General features: G+C 66.4%; 18 protein-coding genes. 8 read left to right on the plus strand and 10 right to left on the minus strand.

The genetic code is table 11. From position 1 onward, the window contains the following. Window positions 1-3: 3 nt before the first annotated feature. The 3 genes from ACIQCM_RS06865 to ACIQCM_RS06875 all read right to left on the minus strand — a co-directional run bounded on the left by ACIQCM_RS06865 (window position 4) and on the right by ACIQCM_RS06875 (window position 3,229). Window positions 4-885: a carbohydrate ABC transporter permease gene (locus ACIQCM_RS06865; RefSeq protein ID WP_400605007.1), complete on the minus strand. Its 882-nt coding sequence runs from the start codon at window positions 883-885 to the stop codon at window positions 4-6. Further along, window positions 882-1,835: a carbohydrate ABC transporter permease gene (locus ACIQCM_RS06870; RefSeq protein WP_400605009.1), complete on the minus strand. Its 954-nt coding sequence runs from the start codon at window positions 1,833-1,835 to the stop codon at window positions 882-884. Before ACIQCM_RS06870 ends, ACIQCM_RS06865 begins: the two co-directional genes overlap by 4 nt. Before the next feature lie 98 nt (window positions 1,836-1,933). Further along, the gene (locus tag ACIQCM_RS06875; RefSeq protein ID WP_400605011.1) at window positions 1,934-3,229 is read right to left on the minus strand and encodes an ABC transporter substrate-binding protein; all 1,296 of its coding nucleotides are present in this window, start codon (window positions 3,227-3,229) and stop codon (window positions 1,934-1,936) included. Between the two features lie 133 nt (window positions 3,230-3,362). On the opposite strand from ACIQCM_RS06875, the gene ACIQCM_RS06880 reads away from it, so the two are divergent. After that, the gene (locus tag ACIQCM_RS06880; protein WP_400605013.1) at window positions 3,363-4,106 is read left to right on the plus strand and encodes a FadR/GntR family transcriptional regulator; all 744 of its coding nucleotides are present in this window, start codon (window positions 3,363-3,365) and stop codon (window positions 4,104-4,106) included. Here ACIQCM_RS06880 and ACIQCM_RS06885 read toward each other — a convergent pair. Together ACIQCM_RS06885 and ACIQCM_RS06890 are read right to left on the minus strand one after the other, a co-directional pair. After that, complete coding sequence (locus ACIQCM_RS06885; protein ID WP_400605015.1) at window positions 4,103-5,860, minus strand: S8 family serine peptidase; 1,758 nt, start codon at window positions 5,858-5,860, stop codon at window positions 4,103-4,105. The two genes, ACIQCM_RS06880 and ACIQCM_RS06885, sit on opposite strands and share 4 nt — an antisense overlap. Before the next feature lie 209 nt (window positions 5,861-6,069). Then, window positions 6,070-6,918 carry an NAD-dependent epimerase/dehydratase family protein gene (locus ACIQCM_RS06890; RefSeq protein ID WP_400605017.1) on the minus strand — a complete coding sequence of 283 codons (849 nt, stop codon included), beginning with the start codon at window positions 6,916-6,918 and terminating at the stop codon, window positions 6,070-6,072. Between the two features lie 304 nt (window positions 6,919-7,222). Here ACIQCM_RS06890 and ACIQCM_RS06895 point away from each other — a divergent pair, with 304 nt between their 5' ends. After that, entirely contained in the window at window positions 7,223-7,966 is a 744-nt protein-coding gene (locus ACIQCM_RS06895) for an ANTAR domain-containing protein (RefSeq protein WP_400605458.1), read from the plus strand. A 64-nt stretch (window positions 7,967-8,030) separates the two neighbouring features. On the opposite strand, the gene ACIQCM_RS06900 is transcribed toward ACIQCM_RS06895, so the two are convergent. The 4 genes from ACIQCM_RS06900 to ACIQCM_RS06915 form a co-directional block, all read right to left on the minus strand. Then, entirely contained in the window at window positions 8,031-8,867 is an 837-nt protein-coding gene (locus ACIQCM_RS06900) for an alpha/beta fold hydrolase (protein WP_400605018.1), read from the minus strand. A 38-nt stretch (window positions 8,868-8,905) separates the two neighbouring features. Continuing rightward, window positions 8,906-10,066, minus strand: a complete 1,161-nt coding sequence (locus tag ACIQCM_RS06905; RefSeq protein WP_400605020.1) for a fatty acid desaturase family protein — start codon at window positions 10,064-10,066, stop codon at window positions 8,906-8,908. 13 nt (window positions 10,067-10,079) lie between these two features. Next, complete coding sequence (locus tag ACIQCM_RS06910) at window positions 10,080-11,177, minus strand: ferredoxin reductase (protein WP_400605022.1); 1,098 nt, start codon at window positions 11,175-11,177, stop codon at window positions 10,080-10,082. A gap of 104 nt (window positions 11,178-11,281) precedes the next feature. Next, a complete protein-coding gene (locus tag ACIQCM_RS06915; protein ID WP_400605023.1) occupies window positions 11,282-12,337 on the minus strand; it encodes an LLM class flavin-dependent oxidoreductase in 1,056 nt (351 codons plus the stop codon). A 108-nt stretch (window positions 12,338-12,445) separates the two neighbouring features. Here ACIQCM_RS06915 and ACIQCM_RS06920 point away from each other — a divergent pair, with 108 nt between their 5' ends. The 3 genes from ACIQCM_RS06920 to ACIQCM_RS06930 are packed head-to-tail and all read left to right on the plus strand — an operon-like array spanning window position 12,446 to window position 13,579. Beyond that, the gene (locus ACIQCM_RS06920; RefSeq protein WP_400605460.1) at window positions 12,446-12,778 is read left to right on the plus strand and encodes a YnfA family protein; all 333 of its coding nucleotides are present in this window, start codon (window positions 12,446-12,448) and stop codon (window positions 12,776-12,778) included. 54 nt (window positions 12,779-12,832) lie between these two features. Then, entirely contained in the window at window positions 12,833-13,237 is a 405-nt protein-coding gene (locus ACIQCM_RS06925) for a YidH family protein (RefSeq protein WP_400605025.1), read from the plus strand. A gap of 6 nt (window positions 13,238-13,243) precedes the next feature. After that, the gene (locus ACIQCM_RS06930) at window positions 13,244-13,579 is read left to right on the plus strand and encodes a DUF202 domain-containing protein (RefSeq protein WP_400605027.1); all 336 of its coding nucleotides are present in this window, start codon (window positions 13,244-13,246) and stop codon (window positions 13,577-13,579) included. An 18-nt stretch (window positions 13,580-13,597) separates the two neighbouring features. Here the strand turns inward: ACIQCM_RS06930 and ACIQCM_RS06935 are convergent, their stop codons facing one another. Beyond that, window positions 13,598-13,996 carry a hypothetical protein gene (locus tag ACIQCM_RS06935; RefSeq protein WP_400605028.1) on the minus strand — a complete coding sequence of 133 codons (399 nt, stop codon included), beginning with the start codon at window positions 13,994-13,996 and terminating at the stop codon, window positions 13,598-13,600. A gap of 119 nt (window positions 13,997-14,115) precedes the next feature. Between ACIQCM_RS06935 and ACIQCM_RS06940 the strand changes: the two genes are divergently transcribed. The 3 genes from ACIQCM_RS06940 (at window position 14,116) to ACIQCM_RS06950 (ending at window position 16,737) form a co-directional block, all read left to right on the plus strand. Next, window positions 14,116-14,349 (plus strand): DUF2630 family protein, encoded by a 234-nt coding sequence (locus tag ACIQCM_RS06940; RefSeq protein ID WP_400605029.1) that lies wholly within the window; start codon window positions 14,116-14,118, stop codon window positions 14,347-14,349. Window positions 14,350-14,428: 79 nt separating this feature from the next. Beyond that, window positions 14,429-15,223 (plus strand): carbon-nitrogen hydrolase family protein, encoded by a 795-nt coding sequence (locus ACIQCM_RS06945; RefSeq protein ID WP_400605031.1) that lies wholly within the window; start codon window positions 14,429-14,431, stop codon window positions 15,221-15,223. Window positions 15,224-15,426: 203 nt separating this feature from the next. Next, window positions 15,427-16,737 (plus strand): ammonium transporter, encoded by a 1,311-nt coding sequence (locus ACIQCM_RS06950; protein ID WP_400605033.1) that lies wholly within the window; start codon window positions 15,427-15,429, stop codon window positions 16,735-16,737. The last annotated feature ends 1 nt before the right edge of the window (window position 16,738 follow it).

Here is a 16,738-nt window from a genome sequence, read left to right on the forward strand (position 1 = left end):
GCCCTAGCCCTTGGTAGCGCCGGCGGTGAGACCTGACACGATGTACTTCTGCGTGAAGAGGGCAATGATCATGATCGGAATCGTCACCACGGTGGCCGCGGCCATCAGGCCGCCCCAGTCGATGCTGGCGTAGGAAACGAAGTCGAAGATGGCCACCGGCAGCGTCTTGGTCCTGGATCCGGAGAGCACCAGGGCGAACATGAAGTTGTTCCAGGAAAAGATGAACGACAGGATGCCTGCCGTGGCTATGCCTGCCACCGATAGCGGCAGGGTGATGCGCCGGAACGCCCCGATGGGGGTGAGCCCGTCCACCTGCGCCGATTCCTCCAATTCCAGCGGCAGCGAGTCGAAGTAACTCATCATGATGTAGACGATCAACGGCAGTGCCACGAACATGTGGCTCAGGATCAGCACCTCGAAGCGTCCCACCATCCTCAGGTTGGAGAACACGTAATACCACGGCACCAGAAGGGAAACACCGGGGATGACCCGTGCCATGAGAACCACCAGTGCGGAACGGTGCATCGTGAAACGGCTCATGGCGTAGGCAGCCGGCACGCCCAGCACGATGGACAGTGCCGTGGAGACGAACGCTACCCAGAAGCTGTTGAAGATGAAGACGAAGTAGTTGTTCCGCTGAAGCACATTGGCGTAGTTCTCGCCCGTCGGAGAGAAGAACAGGGCCTTGCCGGTGTCGTAGATGTCCACGTTGGTTTTGAAGGACGCCAGGAGCATCCAGAACAGTGGCGCGATCAGGAACAGCACCACGGCCACCAGCGCGGCGACGCGGAATACCTTGTAGGCCCGCGTGGCCAAGGGCTTCCGACGGCGGCGGATCGCCCGGGTTGCTTCGGCTGGCGCCGGGTTCTGGGTCACGACGGTCATTTGGTTACCGCTTTCTTGCGCATGGTCAGCAGCCACATGGATCCGATGATGATCATGAAGAACAGGATCAGCACCGCCGAGGAGAGCCCGTACTGGTTGTAATCAAAGCTCAGGCCGTAGGCGTAGACGTTCAAGGTCTCAACCTCGTGGAAGGACCCTCCGCCCTTGCCCTTAGTGGCGTAGAGGATGTCGAAGGTCTTGAGGGCGTCGATGCCGCGGAGCAGGATCGCAACGATCACCGTGGGCATCATGAGGGGCAGCGTGATGTAGAAGAACCGCTGGAAGGCATTCGCGCCGTCCACCCTGGCGGCTTCGTCAGGTTCATCCGATAGCGAAGTCAGACCGGCAAGCAGGATCAGGACGACCATGGGCGTCCACTGCCACACGTCCATGAAGATAGTGGTGCCAAGTGCGGTGTCCTGCCCCGAAAGCCAGGGCTGGGGCGGAATGCCGAACATGCCCAGGAGCTGATTGGCAAAGCCGATGTTCGGGTCGAAGATGAGGCGCCACATCATGCCGACGGCCACCGGGGTGGCCACGAGCGGAAGGAGGATGGCGACGCGGACCCACTTCTCGCCGCGGAAGGGTCGCCACAGAAGCAAGGCGATTCCCATGCCGAGAACCACTTCGCACAGCAGCGCCACCCCTGTAAAGGACAGGGTCCGGCCGACGGCTGGCCAGAAGCGGTCGGTGTCAGAGAGGACAGTGAGGTAGTTCTGGAGGCCGATAAAATCGGTGGCGGCCCGGACAGAGCCCTGTGAATCCGTGAGGCTAAGGTACAGCGTCCACGCGAGCGGGAAGACAATCAGGACGCCGACGAAAATCATCGCCGGGGCGGCAAAGAGCCACTTGCGGTGACGGTTGGCCCAGGCGGAAAAGCTTCCTTGGGGGCTGGGCGGCCGGCCGGCACTACGGGCGGGAGCGCTCCGCGGAGCGTTCGTTACAGACATGGTTCGCCTAAAAGTTTGGGGGTTGCGGGCACGGCGGGACGGCATCAGGGCTGCCGTCCCGCCGTGCAGGGGCGCATGGGCCGATGGACCCGGGCGCGTTACTTCTTTTCGCTGTCCAGGAACTTCTGGAAGGCTTCCTGGGCCGAGTCTGCGGCTGCCGCAGCGTCAGCACCGGTGATGCTGGCAACGATCGGGCCGCCCACGATTTCGCGGGCCTTGCCCACGGTAACCACCTGGGGACGGTCATGCCCCACGCCGTTCTCGGCGCTCACGGCGATCGCATCGGCAAGATCCTTCGGGTAAGTGGCGGTTCCCTCGGGGTTGGCCCAGACCGAAGCACGTGGCCCGGGAACGCCGGCCTTCTGCGCAGCCAGGGTACGCTCCTTGCTGGTGGCCCACTGGATGAACTTCCAGGCGTTGTCCTGGTTGGCCGACGCCTCGTTGACTGCCAGGCCCCAGGACGGGACGTTGTACGGCTTGGAGCCTGCGGGACCTGCCGGCAACGGCGCGAAGCCAACCTTGTCGGACACCTTGGACTTGGCAGGATCCGTGGCGTTCTTGTAGAGCGAGTCCGCCTCCGTGTAGAAAGCAGCCTTGCCTTGGGTGAAGATGGCCATTGCCTCCGGCCAGCTCATGTCCGTGCTGACGTTGGCCGGACCGAAGTTCTTGATGAGGCCGCCATAGAACGCGTAGGCCTTCTTCGCAGCGTCCGAGTTGACGGCGGCCTTGCCGTCACCGTCGGTGAAGTCGCCGCCGAAGCTGTAGAGGAAGCTGGAGAACTGGGTCACGGCGGCCGACTTGCCGGTGCGGGCCACGAAGCCGGCGGTGCCGGGGTTTGCGGCCTTGATGGCCTTCGCCGCGGCCTGGAGCTCTTCCATGGTTTTGGGGACTTCGATTCCCGCCGCCTTCAGGAGGTCCTTGCGGTAGTAGAGGACTTCCCGTTCGGTGATGATCGGAACGCCCACCACTTTGCCGTCGACCGTCGTGGCGTTGACCGGGCCTTCCTGGTAATCCTTCCAGTCCCAGTCCGAGTCGTCGGATACTTTGTCCGTCAGGTCTGCGAGGTAGCCGTTCTTCGCGAACAGCTTTCCCTCCTGCAAGGGGCGGTACATCATGACGTCGATCTCATCGCTGCCTGCGTTGAGTTTGACGTTGTACTGGTCGGAGAGCTGGTCCTCACCCAACTGGGTCAGCTCCACCTTAAGGCCGGTGGACTTCTCGAATTCCGGAATTGCCGTCTTGATTCCTTCGGTCCAGACGTGGTTCGCCAGCGTTACCCGGACTACGCCTGATTCCTTGGCATCGTCGCTCCCGCCTCCTGATCCGCAGGCGGTCACCCCCAGTGACAGTGCAGCGGCGACAGCCGCGTACTTCACGATCGAACGTCGCTTCATTACGACTCCCTTTTCCAAGTGGCTGGGAACCCAGCCGCGTACAAATGCGTCTTTACATCTGCTCTGGGAGAGATCATATGGAAATAAGGCAGACTTAAACAACCCCTTGGGGGTTGGACAGTATGATTTAGTTATGAAAACCCCAAGGGCGGAGTCACCTCAGGACCTGCATGCGTCCCTCGTGCACAGCTTGGGGCTTGCTATCGCCGACGGGCGTCTTGCGCCGCATTCCATCGTGCGGCTGGACGAGCTGGAAGCGGAGCATAAGGTCTCCCGCTCGGTGGTCCGCGAGGCTGCCAGGGTACTCTCCTCCAAAGGGCTGCTGGCGTCCCGGCGCCGGTTTGGCACCGTGGTACAACCCGAAGAAGCCTGGAACCTCTACGACCCGGAAGTCATACGCTGGCGCCTGGCGTCATCCCGGCGGCTGGAACAATTGCAGGCGCTGAACGAGCTCCGCGGGGCGATCGAGCCGCAGGCAGCCCGGCTCGCGGCGGGTCGCGTGTCCTGGGACGGGGGCAGCCAGCTGGTCTCGCTCGCCGCACGGCTCTGGGCGGCGGGCCAGAGCGGCAACCAGGATGAATTCCTCCGGCTGGACGTGGAGTTCCACGCGGCCGTCCTCAACGCCTCAGGCAACGCGATGTTTTCGCAGCTGCAGAACCTGGTGGCGGAGGTCCTGACCGGGCGCACCCAGCATGGGCTGATGCCGCACCTGCCCCAGCACGAGGCCCTGCAGCTGCACGTCGATGTCGCCAGTGCCATCCAGCGCGGCGAGGCCGCCGCGGCCCACGCCGCCATGTCCCGGATTGTTGAGCAGTCCACCGAGGAGATGGGGCATATCTGGTCAAGCCACCATCAGGACGGCCCGCTTCCCGCTTAGAACGAGCCCGTGGTGAACTGCCAGGTTTTTGAGGCAAGCGCGTTTCCTGCCAGGTCGCGGACTCCGGCCGTGCCGCCGGTGACCGTCACCGTGTACTTCGTCTTCCTGGCCAGTGCCAGGCTTGGGTCCAGGATCCACTGGTTGGTGGTCCCGTTGCGGAATACGCGGGCATAGACCACGGCGCCGGTGGAGGCGTTTTTCAGGGTGAAGGTGCTTGTCCCAACGCCCTGGACTGCTTCGCTGAATGTCACCGTGACGTTGCTGCCACGCTTGACCAGGAGTGCGTTGCTGCCGGGCGCAAAGCCCGTCACCGCCGGGGCAGAGCCGGTCAGGAACGTCCAGCTGGTGGTGACCAGCGGCGTGCCCGCGGTGTCCCGGATGGCCGCCGTACCGCCCACCAGCGTGGCGGTGTACGTGGTGTCGGCGGCCAGGCCGGACGTGGGGTCCAAGGTCGCCGTACGCGTCGTCGAATTGTAGGAAACCGCGGCCGGCACCGCGGTCCCGGCCGCGTTCTTGAGCACGAAGGTCGAGGCGCCGACGCCCTGCACCCCCGTGCTGAAGGTTGCCGTGACGTTGGTGCCCACAGCCACTGCGGTGGCCTTGGCGGCTGGCGCAGCGGCCGTGACGGTGGGCGCGGATGCAACAGGAGCGTCGGGCGCCGCCTGCGCCGCGGGCGAATACAGGAGTCGGTTCGGCGTGCCGGTGCTGCCGCCCGCGATGACTCCCGCCGTGGCGTTGGCAGCCAGTGATCCGGCCACCTGGGCGGGAGTAAGCGCAGCGTTCTGCGAGAGGAGCACCGCGGCTGCGCCGGCCGCGTGCGGTGCGGCCATGGAGGTCCCGGACATGGAGGCCGTGGCGGTGGCGGAGGTGTAGTACGCCGAGGTGATGGCAACGCCCGGCGCGTACAGGTCAACGCAGGAACCGTAGTTGGAGAAGGACGCCTGCCTGTCGGCGGAGTCGCTGGCGGCGACGGTAACTGCTGCGGGAACCCGTGCGGGGGAACTGCCGCAGGCATCGACGGCAGAGTTGCCGGCAGCCACAACGGCCGTCACCCCGTCATTGATAACCCCCTGGATGGCCGAGTCCACGGCCGTGCTGGCTCCGCCGCCCAGGCTGAGGTTGGCAACCGCGGGCTCGCCCGCGGCGTGGTTGGCCGCCACCCAGTCGAGGCCGGCCACCACGTCCGAATTGTAGCCGGACCCGTTGCAGTCCAGCACGCGGACGGGAACCACCGTTGCGGCCTTCGCGACGCCGTAGGTTGCGCCCGCCACCGTGCCCGCAACGTGCGTGCCGTGGCCGTTGCAGTCGCCGGACCCGCGCCCGTCCGTTACTGCGCTCCAGCCGGCAGCCACCCGGCCTCCGAAATCCGCGTGGGACGCCAGGACGCCGGTGTCCACGACGTATGCCTTCACCCCGGAGCCGGAAGCGGTCCAGGTGTAGGCGCCCGAGAGTGGAAGCGCCCGCTGGTCCAGCCGGTCAAGGCCCCACGGGGCCGGCTGCTGGGTTTCGGTGATGCTCGCCGGAGCGTCCGCCTCCAGGGACAACACCCGGCCTGAGCGCGCCAGGGCAGCCGCCTGCGCCGGCGTCGCGGTCACCACGGCGCCACGGAATGCGTGGGTGAAGGTCCGCCCCACCGCAAGCCCCTGCGCCTTGAGTCCGGCGGCCTCGGCGGCCACGTTGGCTCCGGCGGCGTACTGGACAATGTAGCGGCCGGCAGCGGCGTAATCGGCTGCGGGAGCCGCCTGGGCCGGCACTGAAACGGTGGCAAGCGCAAGGGCCGGCAGGACCGCGGCAAGGGCCGTGCGGGCAAAGGAGAAAGTGCGAATCGGAGGATCCTTGGGTTGGCGTTGGCTGGAGAGGCGGGGCTTAACCCGCTACAAAAAGGATAGGAACAGCCCGCCCGCCCGGACCCGGTCCTTGCACGATCCTGTGCCAACCCTTGGCACCAGCTGCGCCGGCTGCGCTAGCCCTGGTGATCCCGCCACGAGTGCTGCGGCTCGAAGCCCAGCAGCCGCCGGGCCTTGTCGATGCCCAGCAGGGTCTCGTGCTCGCCGAGTTCGCGGGTGACGTTCACTGCGGGGAACACCTCCGCCGCGAGTCCGGCGCTGGAGCGGCTCATCACAGTGTCCGCGTTTGCGATGATAAAAGCCTCAAACCCGGGCTTTCCGTTTTCCAGTGCCCGGGCCACGGCCTGCGCCCCGTCCCGGCCGTCTATATAGCCCCAGAGGTTCCACTTCCGGAGCATCGGATCCGCGTCGAAGGACGGAAATTCCCTGTAATCCTCAACGTCCATGACGTTGGAGAACCGGAGGGCCACAATACTCAGCTCCGGATCCCAGCGCGTCATCTCCGCCGCCATCTGTTCCTCGAGGTGCTTCACCAGCGAATAGGTGCTTTCGGGACGGGCCGGGTATTCCTCGTCCACTGGAATGTAGGGAGGATCGACGTCGAACGGCAGTCCCAGAACCGTCTCGCTGGAGGCGTACACCACCTTCTTGATCCCTGCCCGGCGCGCCGCCTGAAACACGTTGTAGGTGGACAGCATGTTGTTCTCGAACGTCGCCGCGTCCGGGAGGAGGCCCGGTGCCGGAATCGCACCCAGGTGCACCACGGCGTCGAACCCGGCATGCCGGTCATCCACGCCCAGCAGCGCGTCCACCACTTGGCCGTAGTCGCGGAGGTCCACCACAACCAGGCCCGGGCTCCTGCTGCCGGCACGGTCCAGGTTGAGGACCTGGTGCCTGTCTTCGGTCAGCCGACGCACCACGTGCCGCCCGAGCTTTCCACTGCCTCCGGTAACTGCGATCTTCATCGGTTTCCTTCCGTTCGGGCGTGCGGCCGGTTCCGCGCAGGCGGAACCGGCAAGGAATTACGACGGCGGCAGGCACCGTCCGCGTACACCGAGACTACCTCCCGGGGGCGCGGCGCGGCCCAGGAAGGACTCGTCATGATGACACCGGCGTACTCCCGGGGATGTATATACTTCTGCATATCGGTTTAGCAGCAGGCCGTTGGAAAGCGCGTCAATCCAGCGACCTCCACCGCATGCCCGCCGTACGGCGGGACGACTGTGTGTTGCTGGCTCGTTTTGACCTGAGCGAATGGCACTAATAATCGTGGCCAGCGAGTCAACAGCAAGAACCGAAACCAGCATCACCGAAAACCTGAACGAACTGGTCCTCAACAGCTCTGACGTTGAGGACTTCCTTAACGAACTCGCGCAGGTGTCCGCCCGCAACCTGGCGGCGCAGGGTGACGAGCTGCTCTGTGCCATCACCCTGCTGCGCGAGCGAAAGGCCGCCATGGTTGCCAGCAGCAGCCCGGAAGCCAAGGCCGTGGGTGAGCTTGAATGCCAATTCAGCCAGACGCCCGGCATGGCGGCTGCCGACTCCCGTGAAACAATCCATATCCCGGACCTGGCACAGGCCGCCGGATGGCCGGATTACGCCGAGGCTGTCCAGGCGCAGGGCGTCCACTCCGTGGTGGCGATCCCCTTCGAACCGGAGGGCGAGTCCAAAGCCGCCCTGTTGTTGTATGCGCGCCGCCCGCACCGCTTCGCCGCCCGCGTCCTGGTTACTGCCCAGGATTTCGTGGCCCAGGCCTCCCACGCGCTCCGCCTGGCCGTCCGGTTTGCCCAGTACAGTGAGGCGGCTGCCAACCTCCGGGCCACCCTGGAGACCCGCACGGTGATCGACATGGCGGTGGGCATCATCATGGCCCAGAACCGCTGCAGCCAGCGCGATGCCTTCGGCATCCTGAAGACGGCGTCCAGCACCCGGAATTCCAAGCTCCATGACGTGGCAGCGGCCGTCGTCAACTCGTTAGGCCATGGTCCGGCCCGCACCCACTACGACGGGTAGCGGGTGCGGGCCGGCATCCGGGAAGACCAGCAGGATGCCCGGCCGAGCTCAGTTCCGGCGGACGCTACGTGCGGAGGAAAGCGAGCAGCGCTTCGTTCACCTCGGCGGCGTGCGTCCAGAGTAGCCCGTGCGGCGCTCCCTCGATCTCCACGTACTCCGCCGAGGGCAACGCCTCGGCGAAAAGCCGCCCCGTCGCCTCGATGGGCAGGATGTTGTCCGCGGTGCCATGCAGGATCAGGGCAGGAACATCAATCTTGGGGATGTCCTGCCGGAAGTCCGTCAGCCAGGTGGGCTGGGCGGCCACGGACGCCGTGGCGCCGGACGAAGCAGCCAGGTTCCAACTGGCGTTGACCGCCTCCTGGCTGAGCCGCGGGGTACCAAGGAACGTGTCCGAATTGTAGAAATTCCTGAAGAACTCCGTGAAGAACGCGTAGCGGTCCGCCGTGACGGCCTTCATGAGCCCGTCGAAAACCTCCTGCGGAACACCTTGCGGGTTGTCATCGGCCTGGAGCAGGAACGGCTCCAGCGAACCAAGGAACGCGGCGCGGGCCACCCGGGCCGAACCGTAGGTGGAGAGGTAGCGGGCAACCTCCCCGGTTCCCATGGAGAAGCCCACCAGGACAGCGTCGCTAAGGTCCAGGGTGTCCAGCAGGACCTTGAGGTCCGCGGCAAAGGTGTCGTAGTCGTAGCCCACGGCCGGCTTGCTGGACTTGCCGAAACCCCGGCGGTCGTACGTGATTACCCGGTAGCCGGCCGCCAGGAGGGCAGCGGACTGCTTCTCCCAGGACGAGCCGTCCAACGGGTAGCCATGGATCAGAACCACCGGCTGGCCGGTGCCGTGGTCCTCGTAATAGAGCTCGATGTCAGTGCTGTTTTCAGTTCCTACGGTGATGTATGCCATCGCTTCGGTCCTTTCTCGACTGGTATCGGCGCCCGGGGTCAGGCTTTCGCGGCCTTCCCGGGAAGCGCGAGCTTGAACACCTTGGCCCAGGAGGAGCCAACCTGCTTCAACAGCGGACCGGTGGTGTACTTCAGTCCGTACCGCTGGCAGATCTCGCGGACCCTGGGTGCCACCTCGGCGTAGCGGTTGGAAGGCAGGTCGGGGAACAGATGGTGCTCGATCTGGTGCGACAGGTTGCCGGTCATCAGGTGCATGAACTTGGAACCGGAGATGTTGGCGGAGCCGATCATCTGCCGGATGTACCAGTCGCCGCGGGTTTCGCCCTCCACCATTTCTTCGGTGAAGGTGTCAGTGCCCTCCGGGAAGTGGCCGCAGAAAATCACGGCGTGCGCCCAGACGTTTCGGACGGCGTTGGCGGTGATGGTGCCGAAGAGCGCCTGCTTGCCGGAGCCGGTGAGCATGGCGACGGCGGGCGTGGCCGCGTAGTCCTTGGTGAACTGCGTGACCACCTTGCGGCCGAGGGCCTGGAGGTCCTTGAGCAGGGCTTCCTTCGACTTCTTGCCTTCCTTGAACTCGGTAAGTTCAAGGTCGTAGATGGCAATGCCCCATTCGAAGACGGGCGCCAGGATGGCATTGAACAGCGGGTTGGCCAGGTTGATCGGCTTCCACGGCTGGTCCTCGTCCATTCGGAGGAGGTTGTATCCGACGTCGTTGTCCTTGCCCAGGACGTTGGTCCAGCGGTGGTGGAGGTCGTTGTGGGTGTGCTGCCAGGACCGCGACGGCGTGACGAAGTCCCATTCCCAGGTGGTGGAGTGGATATCCGGATCGCGCATCCAGTCCCACTGGCCGTGCAGGATGTTGTGGCCGAGCTCCATGTTTTCAAGGATCTTGGCCAGGCTAAGCAGCGTGGTTCCCGTAACCCAGGCGGCCTTGTTCTTGCTGACCAGCAGGGCGGCACGGCCGGAGATCTCCAGGCCGCGCTGGATCTTGATCATGCGGCGGATGTAGGCCGCGTCCTCCGCTCCGCGCTTGGCCAGGACCTCGTCGCGGATGGCGTCGAGCTCGCGGCCCAGCTCCGCTACCTGCTCGTCGGTGAGGTGTGCAGCGGCGGGCGGACGGACCGTGGGGCTGCCCGATTCGGCGAGCTTGCCGGGGCGGGCCTTGGCGGGGGTGGGCTTGGCGGGTGAGATTACAGACATACCTTGATGCTCCTCAGAGTTCGAGGTTGACGGGCCCGGCGGCTGCCGAGACACACGTTTGAATCAGTTGGCCGGGGTCGCCATGGACTTCCCCGGTACGGAGGTCGCGGACCTGGCCGGCCAGCAACGGCGTGAGGCAGCTGTGGCAGATACCCATGCGGCAGCCGCTGGGCATCAGCACCCCGGCGTCCTCGCCGACGTCCAAAAGGGGGGTGTCGCCATCCGCCTCCACTTCCCGGTCAGACGCCTCGAAGGTGACCAGGCCGCCGTCGTGCCCGACGCCCGCGGCGAAAGTTGTGTTGAAGCGTTCGATCATGAGGTTCCCCGGTTCGCCGGGGACCGCCAGACCGGTTCCGGGGGCCGCGGCGGTGAGGGCCGCCCGGTTCCAGAGGGCTTCGGCGTCATCCAGGAAGCTGTCCGGACCGCAGGCGTACGCGGCACGTTCCTTCCAGTCGGGGCAGATCTCGTCCAGCTGGTCGGTGTTGGAGAAGTCCATCCGGCCCTGCTCGCCGGTGAACCAGTGCGCCAGGCGGAAGTTGGGGAACTGGTCCGCAAGCTCGGCCAGTTCCTCCCGGAAGAGGCTGTCACCGGGGGTGCGGGCTGAGTGGACCAGGACGACGTCGGCATCCGGGCGCCGCGGCACCAGCGTGCGGATCATGGACATCACCGGAGTGATGCCGCTGCCGGCGGTAATCATCAGGAGCGGGCGGGGATGCTCGGGAAGCACGAAGTCGCCCTGCGGCGGGGCGAGGAACAGCACGTCGCCCGGTTTGGTGGTCCGGACAAGGGTGCCGGAGACGGCGCCGACGTCCGTGACGGTGATGGCCGGATCCTTGCCGGCCGGGGCGCTTAAGGAGTAGGACCGCCAGTGGCGGACGCCGTCGAGTTCGACGCCGATGCGCGCCCACTGCCCCGCCATGTGAGCCTTCCAGCCGCGGCCGGGGCGGAAAAAGATGGTCGCGGACTGGGCGGTTTCCTGCACCACGCGGGTGACGACGCCGCGCAACTGTCGCGCGGAGTAGACCGGATTGAACAGCGCAAGGATGTCCTCCGGCGCCAGGGGCGTGGTGAGCACAGTGGCCGCCTGGGCCAGTTGCCGTAACCGGATCATGCGATCAAGCCTAGAGCGGCGCGAGCCATGGTTCTCTCTCTCCGTCATATGACCGTTCCGCAGTCACGCTGTAAATGGTGGCGCTAAGCCCCCAAAGCCGCACTTCAAGAATAACGGCTGGCGCGGGCGGATGGTTCCCCCTCGTATTCCGTAAGCATGCTTAGTATACCCATAATGTTCCCTAAAAGCTTCGTGTTGAGGTCCACTCCCAGCTGGTTTGGCACTGTGACCAGCAGGGTGTCTGCCGCCTGCACTGCCGCGTCGGCGGCAAGCTGTCCGGCCAGGAGTTCCGGGTCCCCGACGTAACTTTTGCCGAACCGGGCGGTCAGGCCGTCAATAACCCCTACCTGGTCGCGGGTGTCGCGCAGGGCGCTCCCGCCGAAGTACCGCCGGTCCTGGTCGTCCACGATCGGCAGCACGCTCCGGCTCACGGACACCCGCGGGGCATGCCGGTGGCCCGCGGCTGCCCAGGCCTCGCGGAACAGCCGGATCTGCTCGGCCTGGAGTTCGTGGAAGGGGACGCCGGTGTCCTCGGTCAGGAGGGTGGAGCTCATCAGGTTCATTCCCTGTTCCGCCGCCCATACGGCAGTGTTCCGGGTTCCGGCGCCCCACCAGATCCGCTCCGCCAGGCCCGGCGACTGCGGCTGGACCGGCAAAAGACCGGCAGAAGCGGCCGCATACCGCGGGTCCGGCCGGGCCACACCGGCGCCGCTGACGGCATTCCGGAATTCGGCCGCATGCCTGCGGGCAAGGTCCGCGTCCGTCTCCCCGGCCAACGGCCGGTACCCGAAGGCGGAGGCTCCCTCCCGCGCCGGTTCGGGTGAGCCCCGGCTGATACCGAGCTGAAGCCTGCCACCGCTGATCAGGTCGGTGGCCGCCGCTTCCTCTGCCATATACAAGGGATTCTCATACCTCATATCAATCACCCCCGTGCCGATTTCGATCCGGCTGGTCCGGGCCGCGATGGCCGCCAGCAGAGGGAACGGCGCGGCCTGCTGGCGGGCAAAGTGGTGCACCCGGAAGTACGCCCCGCCCAGGCCAAGCTCTTCGGCGGCAACCGCCAGCTCAATTCCCTGCAGCAGCGCGTCCCCCGCGGTCCGGGTGAGCGAGCCCTGGCCGGGACCCCAGTGGCCGAAGGAAAGGAAACCAACGTTCTTCATAACTGGCCCAACGGGACCGGAGGCGCGGGCATTCCCCGGGCCTGACGCCGGACCGGACCGGCCAACTGGGATGATGGCCGGGTGGATAACCCTGCCCAGGCTCTCACCGTGTCCAAGACCATCCTGCTGTTCGCGCTGGCCGCCGCCGCTGAAATCGGCGGGGCCTGGCTGGTCTGGCAGTCGGTACGGGAAGGCAAGGACTGGTGGTGGGCCGGACTGGGCGTCCTGGCCCTCGGAGCCTACGGATTCGTGGCCACCCTCCAGCCGGATGCCCACTTCGGCCGCATCCTCGCGGCCTACGGCGGCGTCTTCGTAGCGGGGTCGTTGGCCTGGGGCATGGTGTTCGACGGTTTCCGGCCCGACCGCTGGGACGTTGCCGGCTCCGTCGTCTGCCTCCTGGGCGTTGCCATCATCATGTTCGCGCCGCGGAGCGCCGGTTAGAAGCAGCGCGGTTCAGGGGCGGGTGCAGGTTACCGCCGTGGATAAACTGGCACCGTGACCAACAGCGAGCCGCCCGCCCACGCCCCCGTTCCGCCGTCGCGCGGTAAAGTCGCCCGGCGGCTGCTGCCGGGGGGCGAGGAACCGGACCCCCGCTTCACCCTGGCCAACGAACGGACCTTCCTCGCGTGGATCCGGACGTCCCTGGCCCTGCTGGCCGGTGGCATCGCCATCGAGGCCTTCACGGGCGACCTGTTCCTGGAGCCCCTCCGGAAAGGCCTCGCGATCCTCCTGCTCCTGCTGGGCATGCTCCTCAGCGGCGGCTCCGCAGTGCGCTGGCTCCGCGTGGAACAGAGCATGCGCAACAAGGCGCCCCTTCCCCTGCCGCTCATCGTGCCGCTGCTGGCCGCGGCAGGCGCGCTGGCGGCCGCCGTCGTGCTGGTCTTTGTCCTCTGGCGCTGACATCCCATGGCCCGCTACCGCCCTGCCCACACCCACGGTGACCCCGGGCTCCAGCCGGAACGGACTACCCTTGCCTGGGGCCGCACCATGATGGCATTGGCCACCGTCAGCGCTTTCTTCCTCCGCTGGCTCCCCACCCACGGACTGCCCATCCTGCTCTTGTTCGCCGTATCCGCGTTCGCGGCACTGGCCATCTACCTCACCCAGCGCCGGCGGTACAGCCACCGGTCGCACGGAATAGCGTCCGAAAGCGTGGCGGCCGACGTTGCCGCGGTGCTGTGGACCGCCTTTGCCGGGGTGGCGCTGGGGATCCTGGGAATCGGCGTCGTCCTCGCTGGTTAGCAAACGCGGCGGCGGAAACTAGAACATCGGCAGCAGGAAACCCGCCACCTGCGCCACGGCGCCTATGCCCGTGAGCCAGGCGCCAAGGATCCCGGCCGTCCGGCCCGGCTGCTCCGGCGTGGCCATCCGCCACTGGGTGGGCCGCTTGGGGTGGTAGTAGATGGGGAGCGTGTCGCCGACGGCCATGTCCTTGATGTCGTGCGGCGACATAGGGGCGTGATGGACCTGGTGCCGGCGGTCTGCCCATCGGAACCCGACGCCCGTCACGTCCGAATAGACCACAGCGTCCGCAACCTCCCACGGGTGCACGAAGCGGCGCAGGAAACCTGCGTAAAAGAGGAGTCCGAGCCCGGCGGGCAGGCACAACCAAGTCAGCATTTCCAGGATTGGACCTGCCAGATCGAGCACGGTGGTCATGATGAAGATCGTACAGCGCGGGTTGGCCTCCGGGGGTGGTGGCCGGAGCCGCGACTCCGTACGCTGGAAAATCCGGACGCGGACGCCACCCGCCCGCCGACAGCGACGAAGGAGACGCCATGAACGACCAGGACATTTTGACGCGGATCCAAGCACTTGTGGATGAGGAGCACTCCCTGCGCGAGCCGGCCGACGGGCAGGCGCCGGACCGCGCCCGCCTGCGGCAGGTGGAGGAAAGCCTGGACCAGTGCTGGGACCTTCTCCGGCAGCGCCGGGCCAAGATCCGCTCCGGCGAGGACCCCAATGACGCCGAGGCCCGACCCGTCAGCGAGGTGGAGGGATACCGGCAGTAGGCGCCGCGGGTCCCGGTCTTGCGGACCGGGCCGTAGGCTACAGCGTAAAGAGAAAAACGCCGACAACAGGGGCCCTTCCATGCGCATCGCAATCGCCCAGATCATCAGCAGCGCCGACCCGGCCGCGAACCTCGAACTGATCCGGGACCATACCGCACGTGCCAAGGAAGCCGGGGCGGAACTCGTGGTGTTCCCCGAGGCCACCATGCGGGCATTCGGAAACTCCCTGCGCGGCGTCGCCGAGCCGCTGGACGGGCCGTGGGCGACGGCGGTACGGGACATCGCGCGGGAGCACGGCCTTGCGGTGGTGGCGGGGATGTTCACCCCCGGGAAGGACGGTCGGGTGCGGAATACGCTCCTGGTGACCGGCCCGGGCGTGGAAGCCTCGTACGACAAAGTGCACCTTTTTGACGCGTTCGGATTTACCGAGTCCGAAACGGTGGACGCCGGTGAAACCCCGGTGACGTTTGAGTACAAGGGAACGGTATTCGGCCTGGCAACCTGCTACGACGTCCGGTTCCCCGGGCTCTTCACGGCCAACGCCAGCGCCGGGGCACAGGTCAACATCCTCTGCGCGTCGTGGGGAGCCGGCGAAGGCAAGGCTGATCAGTGGGACCTCCTGGTGCGGGCACGCGCCCTGGACAGCACCACGTTCGTGATCGCGTGCGGCCAGGCCGATCCGGCGAGCGTTGGGGCCGGTGCGGCTGGGACGGCTCCGACCGGTATCGGGCACAGTGCGGTCATCACTCCCCTGGGCGTTCCCCTGGTGACGCTGGGCGCCGAGCCTGAACTCGCCGTCGTCGACCTCGATCCTGAAGAGGCGGCGCAGGTCCGCCGAAAGCTGCCGGTACTGGCCAACGCGCGCCGATTCTAGCTGCAGGGCCCTTGGGTAGGTCGCGTTTACATTTCCGAAACATTGGCGACACGCGATCTTCACGCAACGGCGATTTGTGTAACGTGAGCGCAACTTGAAGCTCGATTACCGGAAACACGGAACCCGAAAAATGGACGGCGGGGGAAACACGGGGCGTGCTGCCAGCTCCCCCGCTTGCCGTTTATATGCGAAGGGACCCGCCGGTGGAGATCACTGCCCAACACGTCTGGCTGATGATTTCAGCCGCGATGGTACTGCTGATGACCCCCGGTCTTGGCCTCTTCTACGGCGGCATGACCCGTGCCAAGGCCGCGCTCAACATGATCATGATGAGCTTCATTTCAGCCGGGATCGTGGGCGTTGTCTGGGTTCTTTGGGGCTATTCCATGACCACCGGAGACAGCGTGCTGGGCCTCTTCGGAAACCCGTTCACCCACTTCGGCCTGCAGGACCTGATGGGCTCCCCGGACCTCATCACGGCAGGTTACAGCGCCACCTTCGCCATCATCACCGTTGCGCTGATCAGCGGCGCCATCGCTGACCGGGCCAGGTTCAGCGCCTGGTCGATGTTCGTGCCCGCATGGATCACCGTGGTGTACTGCCCGCTCGCCTTCATGATCTGGGGCGGCGGCCTCATGGGACCGGACGGTGCGGTGACCGCCGTGTTCGGCCAGGTGATCGATTTCGCCGGCGGCGCGGTCGTGGAGATCAGCTCCGGCACCGCGGCGCTGGTGCTCGCGCTGATCGTGGGCCAGCGGCACGGCTTCGCCAAGGACCCCAACCACCGCCCGCACAACCTCCCCTTCATCATGCTCGGCGCCGCCATTCTCTGGTTCGGCTGGTTCGGCTTCAACGGCGGTGCCGCCACCACCGCGGAGCAGGCCGGCCTCATCTGGGTGAACACCCTGGTCACCCCCGCGGCGGCCATGCTCAGCTGGCTGGTTGTCGAGAAGGTCCGCCACGGCCACCCCACCTCGCTGGGTGCCGCGTCCGGCGTGGTGGCCGGCCTGGTGGCCATCACCCCCTCCTGCGCCAACATCAGCCCAGTGGCCGCCGTCGGCCTGGGCCTGGTGGCGGGAGCGGCATGCTGCTGGTTCGTGGACCTCAAGTACCGCTTCGGCCTGGACGACTCACTGGACGTGGTGGGCGTGCACCTTGGCGGCGGGCTCATCGGCACCCTGTCCCTCGGCTTCATCGCCCTGCCGGTGGACGGCGCGGGCGGCGGACTTTTCTACGGCGGCGGCTTCCAGCAGCTCATCGCCCAGACCGCGGCCGTGGTCATCACCGTGCTGCTGTCCGGTATCGGCACCCTGCTCATTGGCCAGGCGATCCACAAGACCATAGGCTTCCGGGTCAGCCATGAGGCGGAGACCGCCGGCGTGGACCTGTCCGAACACGCCGAAACCGCCTACGCCTTCGGGGAAACCGGCGCCGGGTTCAACCCCTTGGGACGCCTGCTTGCGCACAAGGAATCCCCGACGGCGGCACGCGCCAAGGAAGACTCCTTCGCCTAGA

The sequence above is a fragment of the Pseudarthrobacter sp. NPDC092439 genome, assembly GCF_044754945.1.
GTDB lineage: Bacteria > Actinomycetota > Actinomycetes > Actinomycetales > Micrococcaceae > Arthrobacter.

Coding starts and splice junctions, on each gene's coding strand:
- ACIQCM_RS06945 (WP_400605031.1), top strand. CDS start 14,429: ATGCGCATCGCAATCGCCCAGATCATCAGCAGCGCCGACCCGGCCGCG.
- ACIQCM_RS06940 (WP_400605029.1), top strand. CDS start 14,116: ATGAACGACCAGGACATTTTGACGCGGATCCAAGCACTTGTGGATGAG.
- ACIQCM_RS06905 (WP_400605020.1), bottom strand. CDS start 10,066: ATGTCTGTAATCTCACCCGCCAAGCCCACCCCCGCCAAGGCCCGCCCC.
- ACIQCM_RS06915 (WP_400605023.1), bottom strand. CDS start 12,337: ATGAAGAACGTTGGTTTCCTTTCCTTCGGCCACTGGGGTCCCGGCCAG.
- ACIQCM_RS06870 (WP_400605009.1), bottom strand. CDS start 1,835: ATGTCTGTAACGAACGCTCCGCGGAGCGCTCCCGCCCGTAGTGCCGGC.
- ACIQCM_RS06880 (WP_400605013.1), top strand. CDS start 3,363: ATGAAAACCCCAAGGGCGGAGTCACCTCAGGACCTGCATGCGTCCCTC.
- ACIQCM_RS06930 (WP_400605027.1), top strand. CDS start 13,244: ATGGCCCGCTACCGCCCTGCCCACACCCACGGTGACCCCGGGCTCCAG.
- ACIQCM_RS06910 (WP_400605022.1), bottom strand. CDS start 11,177: ATGATCCGGTTACGGCAACTGGCCCAGGCGGCCACTGTGCTCACCACG.
- ACIQCM_RS06900 (WP_400605018.1), bottom strand. CDS start 8,867: ATGGCATACATCACCGTAGGAACTGAAAACAGCACTGACATCGAGCTC.
- ACIQCM_RS06875 (WP_400605011.1), bottom strand. CDS start 3,229: ATGAAGCGACGTTCGATCGTGAAGTACGCGGCTGTCGCCGCTGCACTG.
- ACIQCM_RS06865 (WP_400605007.1), bottom strand. CDS start 885: ATGACCGTCGTGACCCAGAACCCGGCGCCAGCCGAAGCAACCCGGGCG.
- ACIQCM_RS06935 (WP_400605028.1), bottom strand. CDS start 13,996: ATGACCACCGTGCTCGATCTGGCAGGTCCAATCCTGGAAATGCTGACT.
- ACIQCM_RS06890 (WP_400605017.1), bottom strand. CDS start 6,918: ATGAAGATCGCAGTTACCGGAGGCAGTGGAAAGCTCGGGCGGCACGTG.